Genomic DNA, 22,607 nt, shown 5'->3' with positions numbered 1-22,607 from the left:
CCATGTGGACTATTTGAAAGAAACTTGAAGAACTACAGGGTCTTATTTATCCATCGCGCCCCTCACTTCGCTTAAAATCGGGAAAATAGCGGATCACTGTTCCCTTTGATGGACTAAATGGTTGTTTTTTGAGTAAATAGCGGTCTATAGTTCCTCTCCAAGTACAAATTACAATAGCTCATATCGCGTCCGCGTGTGCTGCTTCGCATGCTCCGTTGGCTTCCTAGTTAGTTGCTTCGCGCGCACACGACTGGCACACTACATAAAACTTTTTGTATCCGTCAGTTGGCAGCGATGCAATCACATGATTGCAAGATTTACAAATAATTAGGCCCAGGTCATTCTTCGAAGCAGCTACACCTGCTTCCAGTGTTACACTGTTAGAGTTAGACATGCCGTTCCCTCCATTTCTTGCGTGCGTGCCGCACGGGATAAATAGGATGCCGCGTCAATGACTCAGCTGGCGTAGTAAACAATTCATTGTAGTCAGCGAAATTTCCCATTGGACCGGCAATCGCATGTTTCATAGCCAACTTGACTTCTTCGACCTGTATGTTGTTCTTCAAGTACCGCTAACCCCAACTCCCTTCAGTATCACTCTCGCCTTATTTAGTATGTCATAATATTATCACATATGCATATAACGTACAATATATATTTAATTATCTTATATAAAAAGGCGAAAGTCCACTTAAATGAATGATTTTCATTATATATTGCATCATATATAAATTAAATCGACCATCACGGAAACCGCATCTTTCCGGGCTTCAGCAGAAGTCCGTAGTTCCCTTTACCCAGGGAAAATGGGGGGATAAAAGCCTTGTGGCCTGCCGTTCCCTTAGCCGCGCACGGGGCATTATGCTCTAAATAACAAAAACGCCGTGACGGCATGCAAAATTGTTCGTGTAAATGACATTTGCAGCTGCCGATGCGGGCGGGATTGGAATGGAATGAAGCCTACCCTCCTATTCAAATTAAAAAGACCCGAAAGTGAAAGCTTTATTCAAGCTTCCTTCTTTCGGGTCTCGGTGCAAAATATGATTCTTATTCGATAAATTATTCGATGATCAATCTTGCCACTTTCACTAGATCGTCGATATCGATTTTGTTATCGCCGGTAACATCGGCTTTCTTCACAAGCTCCCAATCCGGGCTGCTGGAATCTTTGCCATAGTTCGCTGCGATCATCGCAAGGTCGCCGATGGATACTCTGTTATCCCCGTTGACATCGCCTGGCACACCTGGAGGAGGCGTGACGATGGATACGTTTCCGGATCCGAGCGTTGCGCTCGTCTCGTGTCCCATAGCATCTCCGAGCAGCGCCTGCGTCACCGCGATACGGCCTGCCGCCGGCTGCAAGATGTCTTTCGCTTTAAAAGTCAGCTCAAGCACGTCGCCGCTGCCGCTGATGGCATGCCCGGCACCTTGGCTCGCAACGATGAATCGTACGCTGCCAGGCGATGCATCAGATTTGGAGACAATGCTGATGCCTGTTTGAGCGGACCCAGCTGAAACATATTCCATCAGCGAAGCATCGTAGGCAATCGTCAGATCTTGTGCATAAACGGCTTGTGTGACGTCTGTTAAACCTACGCGAACCGTGAAGGTTTGACCTGTTTGCACGGTAGTCGGCGATACCAGCAGCGTTGTCGCTGGTACGGTTATCACCTTCGTAACCGTAACTTGCGCTGTTGCATGGAAATTGCCGTCTGCCGTTGTCGCCGTAATGGCAGCGCTGCCTGCTTTGAGGCCTGTGACGATGGCTTTACCGTCAACAACCTCAACCTTGGCAATCGTTGCGTCACTGCTGGCCCAAGCCACGTTTTTGTTCGTCGCGTTCTCCGGCTGCACCGTAGCCTTCAGTTCCACCGTTTGCCCTTCCCCTACGGAAACAGCTGTTTTGTCGAGCACCACACCGGTTACCGCACTAACCGTTTCATCGGTCACGCGGATGTTATCCACAACGAGCTGGCCTCCGAGCTCGGCACTGCTGTTGTCCGCGCCTTTTACAATAGCCAGGTAGGCATTCTTGGCATTGTCTGTCGTGAACGTCAAGTCAACGGCGCTTGCTCCCGCCGGCAGCGTTTTGGTCGCAAGATCACGAATTGTCCCGTTATCGTTCACACGTACGGCAACCGTATACTGATTGGCCACATCGGCTTTTGCCTGCATCGTCAAATGATACGTTTTATTGGTTTCCAAACGCAGCGTTTGCGGCAGTGTGCGCAGCCATTCGCCCGCTCCGCCTTCATTCGTTTTCAGCGAGAAGCGGCCATCCAGCACGTACGATTTCTCTTGATTGCCGTTCGTTTCTACCATATGCGTCTGTACGCTGCCAGCCTTCGCATAAACGAAAGGCCCCCATGCTTCATCGACATTCTCGAAATCTTCATTGAGTACAGTACCTGTGGCATCTGTTTTTCCAGGATTTTTCCATATCCGCACATCATCGAACGAAACGGTTGCATCCCCTGGTACAACGTTAAGCGCAAGCGTTGCCGTAGTGCCCACCGCGTCAAAATTGACTTTCACACGCTGGAAGTTCGTATTATAGTATTTGTGCTGTGGAGCAAAATATTTCAGTTTCGTATCTTCCAAGTAATTGGATACTTCCGTATCGCCCTGTTTCACGCTTATCGAAGATTTACGGTCCGCTCCGTTTACATTCACCCAGACGGATGCGCTGTAAGTTTTGCCTGGCTCAAGTCCCGTGATCACCTGCTGCACCTTTGCGTCTTGCGGTCCTTTAACTTCCAAATAATCGTCAGCGTTGCTGTTTTTCTTGAAGGAGATATGATCCGTCGTACCGGCGGATGACGATTTGTTCCAAGTCCCCCACTGATGGCTGTCAAAGCCCGGATCTTTGACGGCGCTACCTGCGCCCCATACCGTTTCCGGCTCCTGCGGCGCTGCGGTCTTGTACAGCACATAACCGACATTCGGATCGGCCGTAAGCGTTACTTGACCGTTAGCTGCATTCACATCGCCAACCAACACACGGCCCACGTCAGTAAGCTTATACAGCTTCGCTGTTTGCACTTGCCCCCATGAAGCCGGAAGCTTCCATGTCGTACTGCCGCCTGTTGGATTCCAGTGATAAATTTTGTCTTCTTTCACCGGATCCCAAGGGATGAAAACCGTGCTGTTCGTTACATTGCTGGAATCTGTCATAATGGCGATATCATTGCCGTCTTTGCTTAGATGAATTTTGCCGTCGGCAGCAGAGCGCGCAACCGATACATTGCCTTCAAAATCGACGCGATCGTTCGTCATTTTCGTGATCGGGAAATACTGCATATATTTCGTCGGCAAGTTCTGGTTAAAGAACGTTTTCGTCACTTCCTGGTAGCTGTAGAACTGCGAATTCGGCTGCCAGTAACCGACACCGGACTGTTTGTTACCTTTCAAAAGCGGATCGCTCATGAAGCCGTCGACATTCGTGTTGCGAATGAAACGGACAATTTTGCTGTCATCCCCTTGGTTCGGGTATCCCGGATCTGTCCCCCAGTGAACCCACGCAGCTTGTTCTTGCAGCGGACCTGCAAATTCCGTACCGAGCATCCAGCCATTGCCGTTAATATAGTCGGACAGCTTCTTCGCATTCCAGCCTGCTCCTGTATAGACGTCAACATATACGAAATCCAAATTGTCCCCTGTATCTGCTTTCAGCATATCGAGACGCCGTTTCAATTCACCGGACTCGATGTCTTTGCGCTGGTCAACATAGTAGGCCTGATCGAGCCAGCCCCACCCTTTACTGAGCGGTTGGATCAAATTCGCCATCTTCGTTTGGAACGCATCCAAATGGTATTCCGTGGCATTGATGTGCACGCCGCCCTTAATATTGTACTTCTTGCCTTCGGTCAAGAAGTAGTTGAAGTCCTCTTTCCCGCCCTGGCGAATGCCGATGTGGCCGCCATAGTCGGGATGCGAGTCATCGTGGCCTTCCGCTTGATAGCCCTTCTGCAGAACAATTTGGCCGAATCCGTCGGTCAAATGGGAAATTTTCTTGCCGTTGTCCAGCGAGCGCAGAAACGGCATCCCGGTCGTTGCGATATTCATGCTAATCCATGAAATGTTGTCTTTAATCATGTTGCTTCCGTACGGCATATCCGAATGGCTGCGGTAGACAATGGCGCCGTCTTGCCAGTCGACAACACCGTCATTATTGGCATCTGGCGTAATAATGACTTTGGACCAAGGCAGCGCCTCCGGAGCCGGAGCGACCATGCTTTCACGGTATGTCCAAGCGCCGTTTGCAAGCGATGCAATCTTCTCGCCTGGAGCTGCATCCGTTACACTCGCGCGCACTTTATCATTGCCATTGATGACATTATTGACAATCGTCGCCGCCAGCTTATCTGAATTGACGAATCCGAATGTGCGGCCGCTTGGATTCAAGTTTTGCGCCCCATTTTTCAAATCGTTGTATTCCTCAAATACTTTATTCCACTCGCCGGTGAACCACGCTGCCGTCTCCTGCGCTTTCGGCTGTGCCGAAGAGACGGAGACCAGACTATGGTTCGGGAATTCAATGGTTTTCACTTTTGTCGTTCCGTTTTCTTGAATGTCGGTGAACTTCATGTCGAGCGTATTGTCCACTACTTCCAATTTCACCTTCATTTGAACCGCGAGCTCTTCCACATTCATCGTGTAGATGACGCTGTTGCCTGCTTTTACCGCCGTCGTTTTCGGCCAATACTCTTCCCCGTTGATTTTCACGGCGTATAAATAATTTTTCTGACCGTTCATGACAGCGCCCGTAGCTTTCCATACATAGTTGTCAACGCGTGGGAATGTACTGTCCACTTCCGCTTTCAAGGTGCCCGATTCAAGCACATAGTTCACTGCATTAGGGTCCGGCTGAGGAGCCGTCGGCTTCGTGTAAGGTGTTAATTTGGTATCATCGAGGTACAGTGTTTTGCTGTCGAACCACGTTCTCATCCCGATTTTCCCCGGTGCCGATGGCATCCCTCCGACCGTTGCGGCCGCTACCTTTTCCCCGTCGATCCATAAAATGATATCCGAATCGACATACCTGATTTTGATATCATAAGTTTGATTCGTAGACATCGACTTGGAAGCAATTGTACCGTATGATTCCACACCGTTTTTATAGTAATAGTAGAGCCAATTCCCGTTGTCATAGACGACGCCGGCAAAATTATTGACATCGACATACCGGAACAAGAAACCATACCGGCCTTGTCCGCTCTCGACTCTCAGTTTTGTTTCCAGTTCGGCGTTCTGATAGGATGGCGAATTGTCGTCAACCATCAAAGTTACCCCGGAAGTAACGACTTTGAGCATGTTGTTCACTACGCTGAAAGTGGCGCTGCCGGACGTTTTCTTCCAACCGCCAATCTGACCGTTGTTATAGTCTTGGAAATAAGCTTCCCCATCGGCAGCTAGAACTGTACGGCTTGGGACTGCGGCATACATTTGCAGAGCTGTAAGCAATGCGAGAGAAACGGTAACGCTTTTTTTCAACTTGCGATTCCTGGATTTCATTCAACCTTTCACCCTCTCTGATAATGTTCCCCTGTTTCCCGTTCGTGAATCTTCGACATGATACGACATGTATCATCGGATGCGCGATGTATGACTTGATTTCTTTTTGTCCTACTTTCATCATAACTTGATTGGAAACGCATACAAATGATCTTTTTTGCTCTAGTTTTGATGTTTTTTGTTATTCCAAAATTTTAGCTGCTACTGCTGCAAGATCAAGGATGTCTACGATTTGGTCGTTATTGATATCAGCAGCTTTATATTGATCCCAATCCGGGTCTCCGGCTTTTTTGCCATAGGCCGCAGCGACCATAGCAACATCCCCGATCGTCACTTTTCTATCCCCGTTCATATCTCCGATGATGGAATCAACAGTCACTTGTACACTCATAGAGCCGCTAGGCAATGAAGTTTCAATACCTGCTCCGTTCGCTACATTCACAGGAGCTAACGTGATCGTTGCGACCTGAGAATGCAAGATCGATTGGGCTTTCCAATGCAGCAGCAGCATATCGCCGCTGGCATTCGCCGCATTTGCGCTCGTACTTGCCGCGATAAGTCGAACCTGCCCCGGTTTTTCAGCTGTCTGTACAAGAACTAAGCCGTCTTTGAGAGATTCAGCTGAAAGGAATGTCACAAGATCAGGATTATACGTTATGGTTATATCTTGTGCATACACGCCCTCCACATGATTCAGCCCATAGGCTGCGGTAAATGGAGCGCCTGCTGCTATTGAGCCTGGTCCGCTTAACGTTAGTCGGATGGATTGAGTCGGATTCGCCGTAAACGACAGCGTCTTCGTCAATCCCGCTGCGTTGGCAGCATCTGCCGCAACGCGTACCAGAACGGTTTGGTCGCCGCTGAAAACAGGGATTTGAGCCCCATTATACTTGGTGTAACTCACTCCATTGTCTACGGAAAACTCCATGGTTTCGTCTGCGCCCACAATGACATTGTTCGTATCATCGGCCGTTACACTTGGAGCTGGTATGGCTGGTAGGTACTCGAATGCGTCGATCGCTCCGATTTTATCCGAAGCTTGCGCATTTTTTGTTCCTTTTACAACGACTTTAATCGTGTGCTGTCCGGCCGGCAGTCCTGTCTTGCTATACAAAACAACCTGTTTGATCGTGCTGGGCGCATAACAATCAATATCCGCCTGTTCCAGCACGCCGTCCAAATACACATCGATATTGCCCATATTTCTCTGTTTCATGCTGATCAGCTGGATCGACGTTCCGGTAAACGTGAATTGCGCCGAATCGCCGGCTGTATTGCTATATTTCTCCGTACCGCTGTAATCTCCGCCATCGTTGTAATTGCTCCACGAACCCGTGTACACAACTGCCGGATTGCGATCATCGACCTTTATTGGCGATGTTACCGGATTCGTCGTAGATGGTCTTGTGTTCGTATACGTGACATCATCGATGTACAGTACCTTGCTGTCGAACCACGTTCTCAGACCTATTTTGCCGGAGATATTGGGAATGTCTGCAACTGTCGCAGAGCCGATCAGCTTGCCATCGATCCATAACTTCATATCGGTATCAACGAAGCTCACTTTAACGTCATACGTTTGGCCATTTGTAACCGAGAAAGATGCGATATCGCCGTAATGCTCAGTCCCATCCTTCACGTAGTACCACAGCCATTTGCCCACATCATAGATGACACCGGCATAGTTGTTCACATCGTTGTACCGGAAGAGCATCCCGACTCTACCCGTTCCCGTTTGAATTTTCAGCTTCATGCCTAAATCGGCATCTTTGTACACGGGAGCATTATCGTCCACCATGATCGCTACCGGTGCGGCCACGACTTTTAAGGCATTGTTTTCTACGCTGAACGAAGCGCTTCCGGTCGTTGACGTCTTTTTCCACCCGCCAACTATGCCGTCATCAAAATTTTGCAGATAAACATCCCCTATAAATGTATAAACCGTCGTTTCCCCGCTCGTTGAAGAGAGCGTTCCATTCGCATCTTTGGACCAAACAACAAAACGATACAGCTGGTTTGCGCTTAATCCGGTTACCTTAAGACTCGTACCTCCCCCCGGCACATCGATGCTATTTATTTTTTTGGCACCTTGGTAAACTTCAACGACATAACCCGCAACGTTCGCTGCGCTGCTTGGAGCATCCCACTTCAAATCAACGCTCGTGTTCGTATGGGCAGGCGATGCCACATTGGACGGAGGCAGTGGCGGAGGAGAAACCGTCGACGTGATTACATACTTTTGCCCCGCTTCTGTATGGAATGCAATGGAATCTCCACTGGCCGTGTAGCTTACCGGCGTATTATCTGCCGCTTTCAGCACTTGAAATTGTCCCGCATGCGTAAAGGTCTTATCTTTCACCTTGGCGTCATTTCCATGCAGAGAAGTGATTATCGCGCTCTTCAATATGGTGCCATTCCAGCTCATGTCCACTTCAAAATTTCCCCTTGCCTTCAACCCCTTCACATCTCCTTTGGTCCAAGCCGAAGGTAGAGCCGGCAGCAAATCTATACTTCCCGTATGACTTTGCAAAAGCATTTCTGCGATCCCTGATGTCCCGCCGAAGTTGCCGTCAATCTGGAAAGGCGGATGCTCGTCAAACAGATTCGCATTCGTGCTGACATCCAGCTGTCCTTCCAAAATTCGTTTGGCATGATCGCCATCCAGCATCCGCGCCCACAAATTCAGCTTGTTCGCCCGGCTCCACCCTGTCGCTTCATCTCCTCGCTGCATCAATGTCACTTTGGCCGCATTGAATAGATCAGGGGTTGTCACTTTATTGATTAGATTGCCGGGATATAAGCCTACAAGATGAGAAATATGACGATGCTGATCGTTAGGATCATCGATATCCTCTTTCCACTCCTGCACTTGGCCGTACTTTCCGATTTTCGGCATAGAGAGCCTGCTTCGTTTGTCGATCAGCTCATTTCTGAAATCCGCATCGATGCCAAGCACATTGCTCGCTTCGATGCAATTCGTAAATAACTGCCAAACCAACTCTTGATCATAAGAATCTCCGATGCTTAACGAACCATGCTCAGGCGAAACACCCGGCGTTGATACCAATGTTCCGTCCTTATCCGTAACGAGCGTTTTTGTCCAAAATTCAGCCGCTTCCTTCATAATGGGGTACAGCTTATTCTGTAAATACGTTTTGTCGCCGGTATACAAATATTTCTCCCACAGCTGTTGGGATAGGAACGCCCCCGCCGCCGGCTGCCATCCCCAGTTGCTAATATCCCAACCTGGCGCTGTATAGCCAAAAACACTTGTAAACGTATGAATGGTCCATCCCGAACCGGTGACGCCATGATGCTTCTGAGCCGTAACCCGGCCTGGCGCGCGCAAGGAATCAATAAAGTCAACATAAGGGATGGCCGTTTCGCTCAAATTGGTAACTTCCGAAGGCCAATAGTTCATTTCGAGATTAATATTGGTGTGATAATCCGCTCCCCATGGCGGTGTTTTGGAATTATTCCAGACACCTTGCAGATTAGCCGGAAGTGACCCCTCACGTGAGGAAGCGATAAGCAGATACCTGCCGTATTGGAAAAAGAGCGACTCCAGCGCACTGCTGCGAGTGCTTCTGTAGCTGGCCAGCAGCTGGTCCGTCGGGATCGCTGCCGTCTGATCGTTCAGATTCAGGGATACCCGCTTGAACAGCGACTGATAATCTGACAAATGACGTGCCCGCAGTGATTCATACGTCTTGGCGGAAGCTGCTGCCAAGGTATTGTTTACGGTTAAATGCGGGTCCGTACCGACATAATCGGGATAATGATTGGCATAATCCGTCGCTGCCGACATGAGGACGGTCACTGTGCTTGCACCTGCAACGGTCAGGTTGCCGCTGCCTGCTGTAACCGTTCCGTCTTCAGTACTAACACGGAATTGGGATTCGTACGCCATTCCATTATCCGCCAGCTTGCCGCTCAGAGTTAGCGTTTGGCCGCTAGCCACAATGGAAGGAGCCGTCTGCGGACTAGTCACCCTCAAGTCAAAATTCAGCTGGCTTGGCTGAGAGGAGGTAAGCCGCATAACCATCACGTTATCCGGGTAGCTCATGAAATATTCGCGCGTATAAGTAATGCCATTTTGCGTGTAGGAGACTCGCGAGATTCCGTCTTCCAAATCAAGCTCCCGTCTGTAATCGGACACGGTCACTGAGGCGGGCAGCGCGAAATCCATATACATATCTCCAAAATTTTGATAATAGCCGAATTGCGGGTAATCATTCAATGTACCTGTCAAAAATTGCTCGGCAATGGACGAGGCTCCAGCCACATCCCCGGCAGCCAGCTTCTGGCGGACTGTTTCCAGATGGTCTGCAGCACCATCCCGATTGCCATCCCTTCCGCCTCCGGCTTTGGAACGTGGGCCCCCGGTCCATAGTGTCTTCTCGTTAAACTGCACATGCTCCTGATCGACACCGCCGAAAACCATGCCACCCATGTAACCGTTTCCAATTGGCAGCGCTTGTGTTTCCCAATCCGCTGCCGGCTGCCGGTACCATAAAGCTAAATTATGAGCCGGGGCCGGAGCGGAGCCTGTGTAGGTAACCGCTGTCGCTGCATATGCCGTGCCTAACGGGACCAAGGTTGAAATACCCGTGAAACCTGAAGAAATGCAAGCTGCCAGCATGACACTTACGATTGCCTTCCTTTTAAAAGGCGTCTTCAAAAACTTGTGCATCGCTATCACCCTTTCGTTTTTTGTACGGTCTTACCGCTGACACTACAAATCGTAACAGCAATTTTCCTTTCCAGATATTGAAAATTGTACTCAAATAGTCGATTTATTTACTATTTTTTAGTTTTGATAGGGCGGGGGATGGTTTCGTTAGATACATTTTGTATCATTAAAGACAGGCCCTATCCCGAATTCAAGAATAAATGACTTCGGCTGACTTATAAGACTACGATTTCTAACGTTCTCCTTGACGCTAGCTTCCCCTTTGAGGTTCCCCCTCACCTAAGCGGAACTACAGGCCGCTATTTACGCGAAAAGAGGAGATTCGGCCGCTTAAGGAGAACCACAGGGTCTTATTTCTGCGAAATGGAGCCCATTTCCGACTGAAATGGCGAAATAGCGGACCTCTGTTCCCTCTCACTCGCACAATGGGCTGATTGCGCTGAAATAGCGCCCTCGCGTTCCTTTACCGGCTCATATGGGGCCCGATCCCCCCCAAATAGCCCCCCCCCATCCCTCGCGTTCCCTCCTACTCCCGCAACGGACCCAACTCTCGTATCCGCACGCAAAAAAAGTGTATCTTCAACGAAAATACACTTATCCCCTCACTTCAGCAGGTTCTCCCGATACAGCTTAGGGCTGCATCCGGTCGTCTTTTTGAACATCCGGCTGAAATGCTCGACATTCAAATAGCCTACGGTCTCCGCGATGTCGGTAATTTTAAAACCTTTCTTTTTCATTAAACGTTTGGATTCTTCAATGCGCAAATTAGTCAAGTACTGAATGAAATTGCTTCCGACTTCCTTCGTAAACTGCTTGCTTAAATAGCTTTCGCTAACGCCAACCATTTCGCTGATTAACGCTAAGTTCACGTCCTCCATGTAATGAAGGTCAAGGAATTGTTTGGCCGTCGCCACAACGCTGCTGTAGCTGCTATCCGCTTTGGCCATTCCGTGAAGCTGCCCGTGCAATTGGCTGCAAATACGATTCAGCCAGTTCTTCGTTTCTTCCAGCGTTTCCAAGCTTTTCAGGTATTCAAAAGGATGCTGCAGCTCCGGCTCCAAATCGTCCCATCGGATGCCTTTGCGATACAGCAAGCCTCCCAGCTCCCAGAGCAAATCTTCCAGCGCCGCTTGGACATCCTGAGGTCTCCATCCCCATGTTTGCCCGAGCAACAGCTGCATCTGCTCAAACTCCCGCTTCCACAGCTCGGCGTTATCCTGTTCCAGCAGTTGGGCGATGCCGGCGCCGGTTGCTTTCAGCGTCATCTGCAGCTTGCGGATGGGGTCCTGACCGGCATTCCCCCGTCCTTGATCCATACAGCTTTCGGGATAAAACACTTTGTTCCAACCGGCGTAAAAACTCATCGCCGCCAAATGCGCAGCCTGCTGGTGCAGACGGTACCAATGCTTCGTTCCGCTGGCCAGCTCGCTGACGCCGATGGCGATCGACACGTTCACGTACTGGATGAGCCGGGTTTGCATCATGGCAAATGCGGATTGCACTTTTTCGCGTATCACACTTTCACTGCGATATTGGGCTAACGTGCAAAACAGCACATATTCGCTTTGACTTTTGCGATAGATGAAATGCCGGATCGACATGGCGTCCAAGACGGTTTGCACCGATTGACTGATGAATCGTTGTGTCTTGGCATCGTTCAAACTACGCCCCGGCCTGCTGCCCGGCAACCCTTTGGAAATCGTCATCACGGCAACCAGCTGGTTCGATTCACCAAGCCATTCGTGAATACCTGTCGCTGCAACGGCAGCAGCAGCATCTTCCTGCTGGCTCGGATCCAGCATGATGAGCTGACGGAGGATTTCGCTCTTCGCGTCGATATCGTCCTCCGCTTCGCTTGACGGAAGTGGATTCGAAGGAGAATCTTGCTTATGCAGCTCGCTGATCGCTTTCAGAACGACCGGCACAAGATGCTCCTCATCCATATCGGCCTTCACGATGAAATCGATAGCGCCGAGCAAAAAAGCTTCTCGCACATAGCTGTAATCGCTATAGGCGCTTAGCATGATCGTGACGGGTCTGCGCTTTTCCATAATAGCCGGAAAAGCCCGCAGCAGCTCAATTCCGCTGAGCCTTGGCATCTCGATATCAAGCAGCATCAGATCGATATCGTCCCTCTGCTCCAGAATCTCCAGCGCTTCTGCTCCGTCAGCAGCCTCGACTTCAACGGCAATCCCCATACTCTGCCAGTCGATCATATGTTGAAGGGCAAGACGAACAAGCGGTTCATCGTCAACGATCATCATTTTAAGCAACCTATTCATCCTCCAATGACCAAATTCACTGCCTCTTCGCTACCCTTTAATAGCTCCATCCATTAGACCTTTGAAAATATAACGCTGAAACACGATATAAAAAATGGCGCTCGGGAGCAGCACGATGATAATCCCAGCGCATAGCTGTGATAAATCGGAACTGCGCGTACTGACGAACGCCGTCAGGGAAGTCGCAAGTGTCGCAAGCTTCGCGCTTGGCATATATAATTGCTGCACGAAGATATCGTTCATAATTGTAACACTTTTTAGTATCGCTAGTGTAGCCGTTGCGGGCAGCAGCAAAGGGAAAATGATAGAGCGGAAAATACGGACGTAAGAAGCTCCGTCCAGCATAGCGCTCTCGTCGAGCTGCACCGAAATCTTTTCAAGAAATTGCATGTAAATGTAGATTTGCATAATATCAGTTCCTATATAAATGAGCAGCGGCGCGCCAAGCGTATTATAGACACCGAGAGCATGAATGAGCTGAAAGCGGGCAATTTCCGTCGTGTACGCCGGTATGATCATCGCTGCCATAAACATAATGAGAATCACTTTTTTCATCCGGAACTGAAAACGATTCAGCACATAAGCCGTCATCGTACCGAGCAGCATATTGCCAAGCATGCTCAACACGACGAGCAGCACCGAGTTGCCAAGTCCGCGCACCATGTTGCCTTCTTTCAAGGCGCTGACATAGTTGTCGATATGGAGAAAGCTTCGTGGCAGGGAAAAAGGCGACGTTTCGGCTAGTTCCAAATTCGTCTTAAACGAACCGAACACGACCAGCAGGATGGGCACGAAGACGATCGCCGCCATGAGAAGAAATAGCGCATAATAAACGATATGGCCAATCAATCGCTGCGTGCTCATCGAACGGGTCCGGCTCGGCGCCGCCGGCTTGTAAGTTTGTTTCAATAGTTGCGTACGTTCCATGTCAAGCTTCACTCCTGTCTTTCACGATCCATGACTGCAGCGCTGAAAATATAATAATTAATAACAAAAGCATAACCGCCATCGATGAGGCCAGACCGTAGTTGTTATACGTAAATGCTGTTTGAAGCGAATATAAACCGAATGTTGAGCTTGCGCTGCCCGGACCCCCGTTTGTCATAACGAGCGGAATATCATACTGTAGAAGAGCTCCGGATACATTCATGAACAAAATGATTTCCACCACGCGACGGATGCCCGGCAGTGTAACAAACCGTTGCTGCTGCCAAAAGTTCGCCCCGTCAATTTCAGCTGCTTCATACAGATCCTTAGGAATCGATTGCAGCCCGGCTAGAAATAAAACGACGTGCACACCGCTGTAACGCCAAAGCGAAACAACCACTAAGGAATAATTGACGACGTTGGAATCGCTCAGCCAGCTTTGAATCCATGACTCTAATCCGACAGCCTTCAACAGCTCATTCAGCGGACCGTTAATGGGATTGTAAATGTAGCTAAACATATAAGCGACAGCAATGCCGTTAATAATGTAAGGCATCAGCACGGAAAAACGAAAGAACGCACTTCCCCGCAGCACTCTGTTAAGCAGCACCGCCGTCATCATTTCAAGAGGAATTGCCACCGTATGGAGCAAAAAATAAATGCCGTTATTCCTAATGGCATGCCAGGCTTCCGGGAAATCAAACAGCATTCGGACATAATTGTCGATGCCGATGTACTTGAAGCTCGGGCTGTAGCCATCCCAACTGGTGAAACTGTAGCGGAACAGCTGCAGCGTCGGATAGATAAGAAACAACAGCAAGAGAGAAACCGGAACGAATAAAAACGAGAAAATAACGATTTTTTGCTGCATGCGATAATTCATATGATCACTCCTGTATATAAGAGAAGACACTATGCCAGTCGCCTAGGTAGTGCCCTCTCTTCCAAACTTATTTGTTCGATTCGACCGCTTTTTTCCACTTGTTGTTCAGGTCTTTTTCCAACGTTTCGATCGGTTTGCCGGAGTAAATTTCTTGGGCCGCCTTTTTGAAATCAAATTGGGCTGCGCCGCTTACTTTTGCAAAAGCCTCATCCGTCGCACTGTAAATGAACGGTTTAAACGGATACTTCTCCGTCCACTTATTGAAGAACGGAATTTCCGAGTTCACGCCGTTGATGGTGGAGAACTGCTGCGCGTTATTGATATAGCCTTGATATACGTCCTTGCTGAACATCCACTCGAAGAACGCTTTCGCTTCCTCTACGTTTTTGCTGTTTTTGTTGATGCCGATGTTCATGTCAGACAGTGTCATAGCCGTTAACGGCTCGCTCTCGGAGCTTCTGAAAGGAAGCGGGAATACGCCCAAGTCTTCGTCCGTTTTCACACGGTTGGCATAATCGCCGTAGTACCATTGACCGGCAGCAATCATAGCCGCTTTCTTCGATTCGAACAATTGCGTGGATTGATCGAAAGAAATCGAGAGCGCATCCGGCCCGGCTAATTTTTTGCTCGACATTTCTTTAATGACTTTCCCGACTTTATCGAACGTGCTGCCGTCTCCAAATGGCTCAGGTGTTTTCGCCAAGGTCGCCAAGTAGTTCTCATCGCCGGAAAGAATATGCGGACCGAACTCCATGAACGGATAGAATGTCCAGTCTTCCTTACCGCCAATGGCGATCGGCGTATATTTGCCGTTTGTTTTAATTTTCTCCATCGTAGACATTAACTCAGGCAGCGTCTTCGGCACTTCCAGGTTCAGTTCCTTGAACACGCTCGGATGGAAGTAAACGAATTCGGAGAAAGACACGAGTGGCGCGCCTAATATTTTCCCATCGATTTTGGCCGGGAATTTGTTGTTTTTGGCCCCGTTCAGATCATCGAGCGGAAGCAGCGATTGTTTGTAAATTTGCATATGCGCCGGTTTTAAATAAAACAGATCCGGCAAGTCATTGGCAGCTAAGCGCACCTTTAAATATTGGCCGCCGTTGTCGGGCACTTTTTCCACTTCAACCGTTACATTCGGCTTCAATTTGGTATACTCTTTCACTTTGTCCTGCCAGAACGTAATGTCTCCTTTGGCATCCCACATCGCCAGCTTCAGCTTTACCGGATCAGCCGGTTTGGGTGTCGGCGCCGCTGCCGCTTGGGTTTCTACCGGCTTGGTTGACGCCGCAGGCTGCGTAGCCGTATCTTTGCCGCATCCTGTTAAAGCACTCAGCATCACGATCCCACTCACTAATGCGGTGCTCACTAATCTTCTTTTTCCCATCTTCGTTACCCCTCCAATGAATAATTCTTTAATCGTTTGTTCTACTCTTATCATACCTGCGATGTAAACGCATCCAAATGATCTTTTCGGCTATAGAGTTGATCTTTTTTGAACACTCAGAACGATTCCTCTTCTCGATCTTTAAAAATAAGCGGAATTTTCATCGTCACTTTCGTCCCTTCCGGCTCATTGGCGGCTAAGAGTAAGCCGTAGTCTTCCCCGTGATGCAGTTGAATGCGATGATGCACATTGGCAAACCCCATTCCTGAAAACGAATGCGGGCTGCTTTTCGTCCGGAATTGTGAAATCTGCTCCTCCGTCATTCCCTCGCCGTTATCGGCAATCACGATATACAGGCTTCCTTCCTGGATTCGTGCTTCAATGCGAATTTTACCCTGCGACTCCTTGCCGGCCATCCCGTGTACAATACTGTTTTCCAGAATCGGCTGCAGCAGCAGCTTTAACAAATACTTCGACTCCGTTTGCGGATCAATCCGCCATTCCACTTCGAATTTATGACCATAGCGAATTTCCATAATGTATAAATAATGTTTCAAATTCTCAATTTCATCGGAAAAGCGTGTGAGAATGCCGCCTCGGTTAAAAGAAGAAGAAACGAGCCGCATCAAAGCGTTCGTCATATTTCGGATGTTGTCCACCTTGCTGATGAGCGCCATCAGCTTAATCGCATTCAGCGTATTAATCAGAAAATGCGGATTGATTTGCGATTGCAGAGCGGCAAACTCCGCCTTCCGTTTCATTTGCTCCTCTTCCTCGCGCTGCCGAATCAACAGCTTGATCTGATCCAGCATATGGTTGAATGTTCTGCCCAGCGTAGCCATCTCGGCTATTCCAGATGTGCCGATCTTGGCGTTCAAATCTCCCTCCATGACGAGGGACATTTTGCGTACCAACACATGAATCGGTCTGGTCAACCCTTTTACCAAATAGAAGGAAATAATCAAGAAAACCGCGATAACAGCAAATGTAACGAGCAGGACGATCTTATAAATGCGATTATAATTGGCCGTCAGCTCGCTGTACGGAATTTCATGAACGACATTCCACCCTGTCTGGCCAACGGCCGCATACGTTACCAGCATCTCATGATTGTCTGACTTGTCGACAAAATGCCCTTCCCGGGCAGTGCTGATTTGGGCTAGCCTTGCAGGATTCACACTGGCTGCCTCCCAGTTGCTGCTGGCGGCAACAACCTGGCCTTCTGCGGTGACGATGACAAAAGCGGATTTGTCATAGGGCTGCTGGCGGAAAATTTTATCGAACGCTTCCTGATTAAGTGTAAAACAGACCATTTCCACATCGCTTAACGTGTGGTAAGAGCTCGGAGCAATTGCCGCTGACACGTCGAGCGGAACGGTTTGACCGAACAGCATCGTTCGCTGCAGACCTAGAAACTGGACGTTATCCGTTTGGCGGAGTGTCTTCCGGTACCAATCCATTTGGCGGACTTCCTTCTCATCCGTAGACAAATTTTGTTGAAAAGAGTACACGCCGCTATCTTTATAAAAGAAATGAATAGCCAAAAGCTGGCTCGACATGGAATACGTATACCGGCTAAGCGCAAGTCCAAGTGCATTGATGTAAGCGTAGCGGTTGCTCTCATCCTCTTGATGCAAAGCCGTTGCGATCGATAAAATATCCCGGTCCACGCCGATGGCGGCCGTGACATACTCGATTTTGCTGATTTCCTGCTGTGCGGAATAGGTGACCGCATGCAGCGTCTGCAGCGAGCGTTCAGTCGTTTGCTGCAGCAAATCACGTTTGTATACTTGCAGAATCATAGTGGAAATAATTACGATTGGGAACACAACCATCACGATTAACAAGACATGGAGCGTCGCCGAAAACGTCCACGGTTTAGCTAACAACTTCATCCTGGGCACCCCGTCATGTCAAAATATTGTAAAAGACTTTCTCCCCATACATTCGGGCATTTTGGTGAGATGTCCTTTTATTTCTTTTGTGTTCGTCAAAATTTCTGGAGTTTCGACAAGATCAGTTATAGAAAGCCGTAATGAAGAGCACAGACAAATTCGCAAACGCTTACATTGTTGCGTACAGGAACACACTTCTGCGCTGGACGGATCTACTGGACGAAATCCAATGCGTACAAGTAAATTATATCGGTTCATGAGAGACTGCCTCATGATATTTCTTGTCCTTTAATTGATTATTTTTGAACTGTGACAGGACAGCTTCTCACCTCGACAACGGCTCATCTTGAGATCCGCCTGGTTGAGGGAACTCCGTTCCCTTATTCCGGCGAAAAGCGGAATTTCGTGCACCCGAGGGGAACTGCAGGGTCTTATTTCATCTCAATCCTCTACTTTTTGCTCAGAATGGTGAAATAGCGGACCCTAGTTCCTAACCCCTCACCTAATGGGCTGCTTTTAGCAAAATAACGCCCTGTAGTTCCCATATTTTCCTACTGGGCATGGATAATGGCCGTCTCTACATGAAGTATCTCTCTCACGCACATAAATAAGAGGCACAATCAACAAAAAAAGCCCGTTTCATCTAGCTCCAGGAACTAGATGAAACAAGCTCTTAACCTACATCGCCACAGGCTGCCCAAGCTTGACAGACTCGTAAGCGGCAAGCGCCACCTCTGCTGCTTTTAGACCGTCTTCACCCGTGACGGGTACTTGTTCGCCGTGAAGCAGAGCCTTGACGAAGTCGCGGATCATAAACGCGTCCATGTCGTCACCCCAGAAGGTATACTGTCCTTTGCCCGCAGCATTGCTGAACAGATCGTTCTTCTGCGCAAAGCCATCCACGGTGATAACGCCCTGTGTACCGACAATTTCCATCGTTACGTCGCCCCAAGTCGGGAACGATTTGGGACGCGACCAGCTCGTGTCCAGGACGGCAAATACACCGTTTTCGAACTTAACGTGCAGCATGCCGGCATCCTCCACCTCAAGCTCTTCCCGAAACAACGTGGCGGCATAGGCGTATACTTCCTTCACCTTCGACTTCAGAAACCAATTCATTAAGTCCATCACATGAACGGTGTGATCCAACAGAGCACCGCCTCCTGATAAGCTCTTATCGATGAACCAACCTCCGGGGTTGCCCCCATGATTCGTCCCTTTAATCGCGACAATGTCACCAATGTCGCCTCGATCGATGGCTTCCTTCGCCCGTACCACAGCCGCCAAGTAGCGGCATGGAAACGCCGTCATAAGCTGAACGCCGTTTTGCTTGCAGGCAGCAATCATTCGCTCCATCTCTTCCATTGTCGTGCCAAGCGGCTTCTCGCAAAGCACATGTTTCTTCGCATTCGCTGCCTCAATCACAAGGCTTGCATGACGAACGTTTTCCGAGCATATGACCACAGCGTCCACATCCTGCTTGAGCAGCTCGCGGTAATCTGCGTAATACGGCACCTCATAGCGATCGACGATGTCTTCTACACGGCTCTGCACTTCATCGGCGATGCCAACGATTTTAACCTCAGGCAGCTTTCTTAAGCTATTAAAGTAACTGAAAGCATGACCGTGCGCAAAGCTAATCATGCCTATTTTCAAAGTTTCCATGATATGTCCCTCCCGGAATGGATAGCTCCGTCTATAGCAGCACGACTTTGCCGGTACGAATCGATTCGAGCGCGGCTTTGGCGATTTCCAAAGCTTTGCATGCATCGTGTACCGTTACGATTGGATCGCTGCCTTCGCGGATGCAAGTCAGAAAATGTTCAAGCTCGATGTAATACGGATCAAAGAAGTTCGGACTTTGCGGAATTTCAACTACTTTCGCACCGCTCTCCTTAGGTGAAACCTTCCGTATTTGCAATGACTGCGCGCTCATGCTGTCCGTGCGGACAAGCCCTTCAGAGCCGGCAAACTCTACCGCATAGCGGAAGGAGCCCGGATATCCCCAGAACGCCTCTAAATTGGCGACCGCACCGCTTTCAAACACAAGCGTAACGAGTGCATAATCCATCGATCCCTCACATTTGTTCATCCCATAGACCGACTTGACCTCGCCAAGCGTCCAGCGCATGAAATCGATGTCGTGGACCATTAAATCGACGATGACGCCTCCGCTTTTGTCCGCCTCCATGAACCAGGATCTGGCCTCTCCCGGATGACCGCCCACACGCCGGGCATTCGCAACTCCAACTTTGCCGATGTGTCCGTTATCTATCTGCTGCTTCATCTGCGCATATTCCGGGAAAAAGCGGACGACATGTCCGATGAACAGCCTGACCTCATTTTCCTCGCAGCAGGAAATCATTTCGCGTGCATCTTCCAGATGAAGCGCAACCGGCTTCTCGCAAATCACATGCTTCCCTGCTCTTGCGGCTTGGAGCACAACCTCTTTATGTACAAAAGTAGGAACTGCGACGCTGACCACGTCAAACGAAACGGCCGCAAGCATCTCCTCAAACGACCCAAATGCGGCCGTTCCCCATTTTTTAGCCGCATCTTCCGCATACGCCATGACATGATCGCATACGCCAACCAGCTCTACGCCGGGCATCTTCGCATAACTCTGCGCATGCCACTGTCCCATTCCGCCACAGCCGACAACTGCCACTTTCATCTCTCACTCGCCCTTTCAATTGTTGTATACTAATTAATGCAATCATAACGATTCGACAACGATTCAAAAATGACGCGTTTTGTCTTGTTTATATCCAAATTTGCCGTGATGGACAAGGTGATCAAACTCATGGAAACTTTTAAAGAACCGATTCATTATCAAAATGAGCATCTATGTATGAAAGTCTGGCAGTTCAACAATACAGATCCGAAAAGGCCGCTCGGACAGCAATGGCATTATCATAAAGAGGTCGAGTTAATTGTTGTGCAGCAGGGTAAGCTTGACATTCGCACCCCGGACAATCTGTACCGCCTTTCACCGGGCGATGTCGTCCTGATCGGCTCCTCCCAGCTCCATATTAGCAGCAAGCCTGAGGACGAAGCGCTCGTTTATATCGTGCTGCACGTCGATCTTCAGCCTTATTTCGACCCTGCGATGATGATGTATTACCGGCATTTTTCGGAAATGGTGCGGCCTCTCGAAGACCTGAACTACATGTTCCTCGAAAATGAGCACGCAAAACGAGAGATCGGCCGGATCATCATCGACATTCATGCTGAAATGATGGACAAAACAAAAGGCTATGAAATCGCCATGAGCATGCATATCAAGCATTTGCTGCTAACGCTGCTGCGCCACGACCGGAGAGAACTGCTTCAGCCGTTCGGCTTTGTGGATGCAGCCGTCATGAAACCTATCCTGGACTATGTCGAGGCGCATTTAGGAAAAAAAATCGAAATGGAAGAAGTTAGCCGGATTGCCGGCATGAGCTACACGTACTTCTCCAAATTTTTCAAAAAATGCGTCGGCCTCTCGTTCACCGATTATGTGAACCGGCAAAGAATTCGGAAAGCCGAACAGATGCTCATCACCAAAACGGAGATTGTCACCGAGATCGCAGTTGCCGTCGGCATCGAGAATATGGCTCATTTCTACGAGCTCTTTAAGCGTTACAATGGCTGCACGCCGAAGGAGTATGTGAGGAAGCTGCTGTGGGAGAGCTGATGTGAACTAAAGGGTGGGTGTCCCCAGTCATTTTCATGACTTATGAGATGCCCTCTTTGTGCAATTTTGCTTCTGCAGTCAATTTAAAGGAAAAATCTCCCTCTAATCTGACTGCAGATGCCTGTCAGAGCCATTTAGTGGGAGATTTTCCTGTTATACATCCTCTTTGATGTACATAAGCTGCAGCGTTATTTTTCAATTGGACCGGTGTCCACGGCCTCAAAATCACTGCCTTTGAGCTGACCGAGCTTATGCAAGTCATTGTCATCCCATTTCGGGTCAGGCGCCCCGCTCACGTAGAGATTGCTGCCGTTGTCCGCGACGATCATGCCATATTTCTTCATCGCTCGAAGGATCGCCTGATTCGTAGACGAATAGCCGGATATGTCGAAATCGGCCCGCAGCCTCAGCCTTAGTCCCATTGGCGGCAGATTCGGATCGGTACTGTTCGAAGCAAAGTGGGTGGCTGGGGCGATAAAACCGTGCTGCGTCTTTGAGACCGTGAACCGCAGCGCATGGTTGATTTCGCCGGCAGAGGCTTCATCATAACGGACGAGCCCCGGGAAGATCGGCAGTCCGGCTGCGTCGGCGGAAGTCCAGTACTTGGGCCGGAGCGCGTTTGATTTCAAATCCCACTTCGCTCCGTTCGAAGCTTTCCAACCGGTTGGCGTGTAGTGTGCGTTGTACAATTCATACAGCAATTGATTGTCTTTATCGACAACAATGACATGCCGGTCGCCGTCGCTGTCAGGACCGCCCTCAATCGGCGCGTTGGCCGGTATCGGATAAGGACCCGGTTCGCTCTCGTCACCATAGTCCGTAAAGGTAACGTTCACTTTCGGCTGATCGCCGTTCACAATCGTATACGGAATCCCGATATCGGCTCCTTGCCATGTGGTGCCGAAATCAGCATGCATACTGGTGTTCAATCCAATGGAGGCCATATACTGCTTAGAATTCTTATGTACCGGATATTTGGAAATGTCCGTATTCCACGGATTATCCTTAGGAAAAACTTGCAATGCCGCTGATCCTGGCGAAGAACTCTGGCTCGGCTTATCCCCTACATAAATCGAGCTTGTCGCATCATCCCATGAGACCGGTTTCCCCAACGATTCAGACAAAAATCGCAGAGGTACGTACGTCGTATCCTTGTAAATGAAACCTTGCAAATCTTGCGGCGGCTGTTTGTTCACACCGTCGAAAAAATACTGTAATTTTCGAAAATAAACGTCTATGCCGACCGGGGTCGCCGCGTAGGTAAGCCCTGAGAAGAATAAGGCTCCACAGACGAATCCGACCGTTCCCGCTTTCCATTTACCCAACAATATCAACCTCCATTTCAGT

13 protein-coding genes are annotated in these 22,607 nt (G+C 49.2%); 1 reads left to right on the top strand and 12 read right to left on the bottom strand.

Annotated features, from left to right (window positions below; all coding sequences use genetic code 11):
* Positions 1-223: 223 nt before the first annotated feature.
* The 11 genes from GC097_RS29175 to GC097_RS29125 all read right to left on the bottom strand — a co-directional run bounded on the left by GC097_RS29175 (position 224) and on the right by GC097_RS29125 (position 20,255).
* Complete coding sequence (locus GC097_RS29175; RefSeq protein WP_171686789.1) at positions 224-394, bottom strand: GapA-binding peptide SR1P; 171 nt, start codon at positions 392-394, stop codon at positions 224-226.
* Positions 387-566 carry a hypothetical protein gene (locus GC097_RS29170; RefSeq protein WP_171686788.1) on the bottom strand — a complete coding sequence of 60 codons (180 nt, stop codon included), beginning with the start codon at positions 564-566 and terminating at the stop codon, positions 387-389. Before GC097_RS29170 ends, GC097_RS29175 begins: the two co-directional genes overlap by 8 nt.
* A 493-nt stretch (positions 567-1,059) precedes the next feature.
* Positions 1,060-5,514, bottom strand: a complete 4,455-nt coding sequence (locus tag GC097_RS29165; protein WP_171686787.1) for an endo-alpha-N-acetylgalactosaminidase family protein — start codon at positions 5,512-5,514, stop codon at positions 1,060-1,062.
* A gap of 181 nt (positions 5,515-5,695) precedes the next feature.
* Positions 5,696-10,207: a DUF4073 domain-containing protein gene (locus GC097_RS29160; RefSeq protein ID WP_171686786.1), complete on the bottom strand. Its 4,512-nt coding sequence runs from the start codon at positions 10,205-10,207 to the stop codon at positions 5,696-5,698.
* A gap of 602 nt (positions 10,208-10,809) precedes the next feature.
* A complete protein-coding gene (locus GC097_RS29155) occupies positions 10,810-12,471 on the bottom strand; it encodes a response regulator transcription factor (RefSeq protein ID WP_246294531.1) in 1,662 nt (553 codons plus the stop codon).
* A gap of 48 nt (positions 12,472-12,519) precedes the next feature.
* Positions 12,520-13,416, bottom strand: a complete 897-nt coding sequence (locus tag GC097_RS29150; RefSeq protein WP_246294527.1) for a carbohydrate ABC transporter permease — start codon at positions 13,414-13,416, stop codon at positions 12,520-12,522.
* A gap of 1 nt (position 13,417) precedes the next feature.
* Positions 13,418-14,299: a carbohydrate ABC transporter permease gene (locus tag GC097_RS29145; RefSeq protein WP_171686784.1), complete on the bottom strand. Its 882-nt coding sequence runs from the start codon at positions 14,297-14,299 to the stop codon at positions 13,418-13,420.
* Between the two features lie 67 nt (positions 14,300-14,366).
* Positions 14,367-15,686, bottom strand: coding sequence for an ABC transporter substrate-binding protein (locus GC097_RS29140; RefSeq protein ID WP_171686783.1), 1,320 nt, complete (start codon positions 15,684-15,686; stop codon positions 14,367-14,369).
* Between the two features lie 116 nt (positions 15,687-15,802).
* Entirely contained in the window at positions 15,803-17,581 is a 1,779-nt protein-coding gene (locus GC097_RS29135) for a sensor histidine kinase (protein ID WP_171686782.1), read from the bottom strand.
* 678 nt (positions 17,582-18,259) lie between these two features.
* A complete protein-coding gene (locus GC097_RS29130) occupies positions 18,260-19,246 on the bottom strand; it encodes a Gfo/Idh/MocA family protein (RefSeq protein ID WP_171686781.1) in 987 nt (328 codons plus the stop codon).
* A gap of 31 nt (positions 19,247-19,277) precedes the next feature.
* A complete protein-coding gene (locus GC097_RS29125; protein ID WP_171686780.1) occupies positions 19,278-20,255 on the bottom strand; it encodes a Gfo/Idh/MocA family protein in 978 nt (325 codons plus the stop codon).
* Positions 20,256-20,384: 129 nt separating this feature from the next.
* Here GC097_RS29125 and GC097_RS29120 point away from each other — a divergent pair, with 129 nt between their 5' ends.
* On the top strand, positions 20,385-21,260 hold the full coding sequence (locus GC097_RS29120) for an AraC family transcriptional regulator (RefSeq protein ID WP_171686779.1): 876 nt from the start codon (positions 20,385-20,387) through the stop codon (positions 21,258-21,260).
* 188 nt (positions 21,261-21,448) lie between these two features.
* Here GC097_RS29120 and GC097_RS33960 read toward each other — a convergent pair whose 3' ends face one another.
* Complete coding sequence (locus tag GC097_RS33960) at positions 21,449-22,585, bottom strand: stalk domain-containing protein (RefSeq protein ID WP_216625933.1); 1,137 nt, start codon at positions 22,583-22,585, stop codon at positions 21,449-21,451.
* Positions 22,586-22,607: the final 22 nt, after the last annotated feature.

The sequence above is a fragment of the Paenibacillus planticolens genome (assembly GCF_013141725.1).
Lineage (GTDB): Bacteria > Bacillota > Bacilli > Paenibacillales > NBRC-103111 > Paenibacillus_E > Paenibacillus_E planticolens.
This window is presented reverse-complemented; position numbering and strand designations above follow the sequence as displayed.

What these genes read in the sequence shown, in the direction of transcription:
- GC097_RS29175 (WP_171686789.1), bottom strand. Translation starts at nt 394, where the DNA reads ATGTCTAACTCTAACAGTGTAACACTGGAAGCAGGTGTAGCTGCTTCG.
- GC097_RS29165 (WP_171686787.1), bottom strand. Translation starts at nt 5,514, where the DNA reads ATGAAATCCAGGAATCGCAAGTTGAAAAAAAGCGTTACCGTTTCTCTC.
- GC097_RS29160 (WP_171686786.1), bottom strand. Translation starts at nt 10,207, where the DNA reads ATGCACAAGTTTTTGAAGACGCCTTTTAAAAGGAAGGCAATCGTAAGT.
- GC097_RS29155 (WP_246294531.1), bottom strand. Translation starts at nt 12,471, where the DNA reads ATGATGATCGTTGACGATGAACCGCTTGTTCGTCTTGCCCTTCAACAT.
- GC097_RS29150 (WP_246294527.1), bottom strand. Translation starts at nt 13,416, where the DNA reads ATGGAACGTACGCAACTATTGAAACAAACTTACAAGCCGGCGGCGCCG.
- GC097_RS29145 (WP_171686784.1), bottom strand. Translation starts at nt 14,299, where the DNA reads ATGAATTATCGCATGCAGCAAAAAATCGTTATTTTCTCGTTTTTATTC.
- GC097_RS29140 (WP_171686783.1), bottom strand. Translation starts at nt 15,686, where the DNA reads ATGGGAAAAAGAAGATTAGTGAGCACCGCATTAGTGAGTGGGATCGTG.
- GC097_RS29135 (WP_171686782.1), bottom strand. Translation starts at nt 17,581, where the DNA reads ATGAAGTTGTTAGCTAAACCGTGGACGTTTTCGGCGACGCTCCATGTC.
- GC097_RS29130 (WP_171686781.1), bottom strand. Translation starts at nt 19,246, where the DNA reads ATGGAAACTTTGAAAATAGGCATGATTAGCTTTGCGCACGGTCATGCT.
- GC097_RS29125 (WP_171686780.1), bottom strand. Translation starts at nt 20,255, where the DNA reads ATGAAAGTGGCAGTTGTCGGCTGTGGCGGAATGGGACAGTGGCATGCG.
- GC097_RS29120 (WP_171686779.1), top strand. Translation starts at nt 20,385, where the DNA reads ATGGAAACTTTTAAAGAACCGATTCATTATCAAAATGAGCATCTATGT.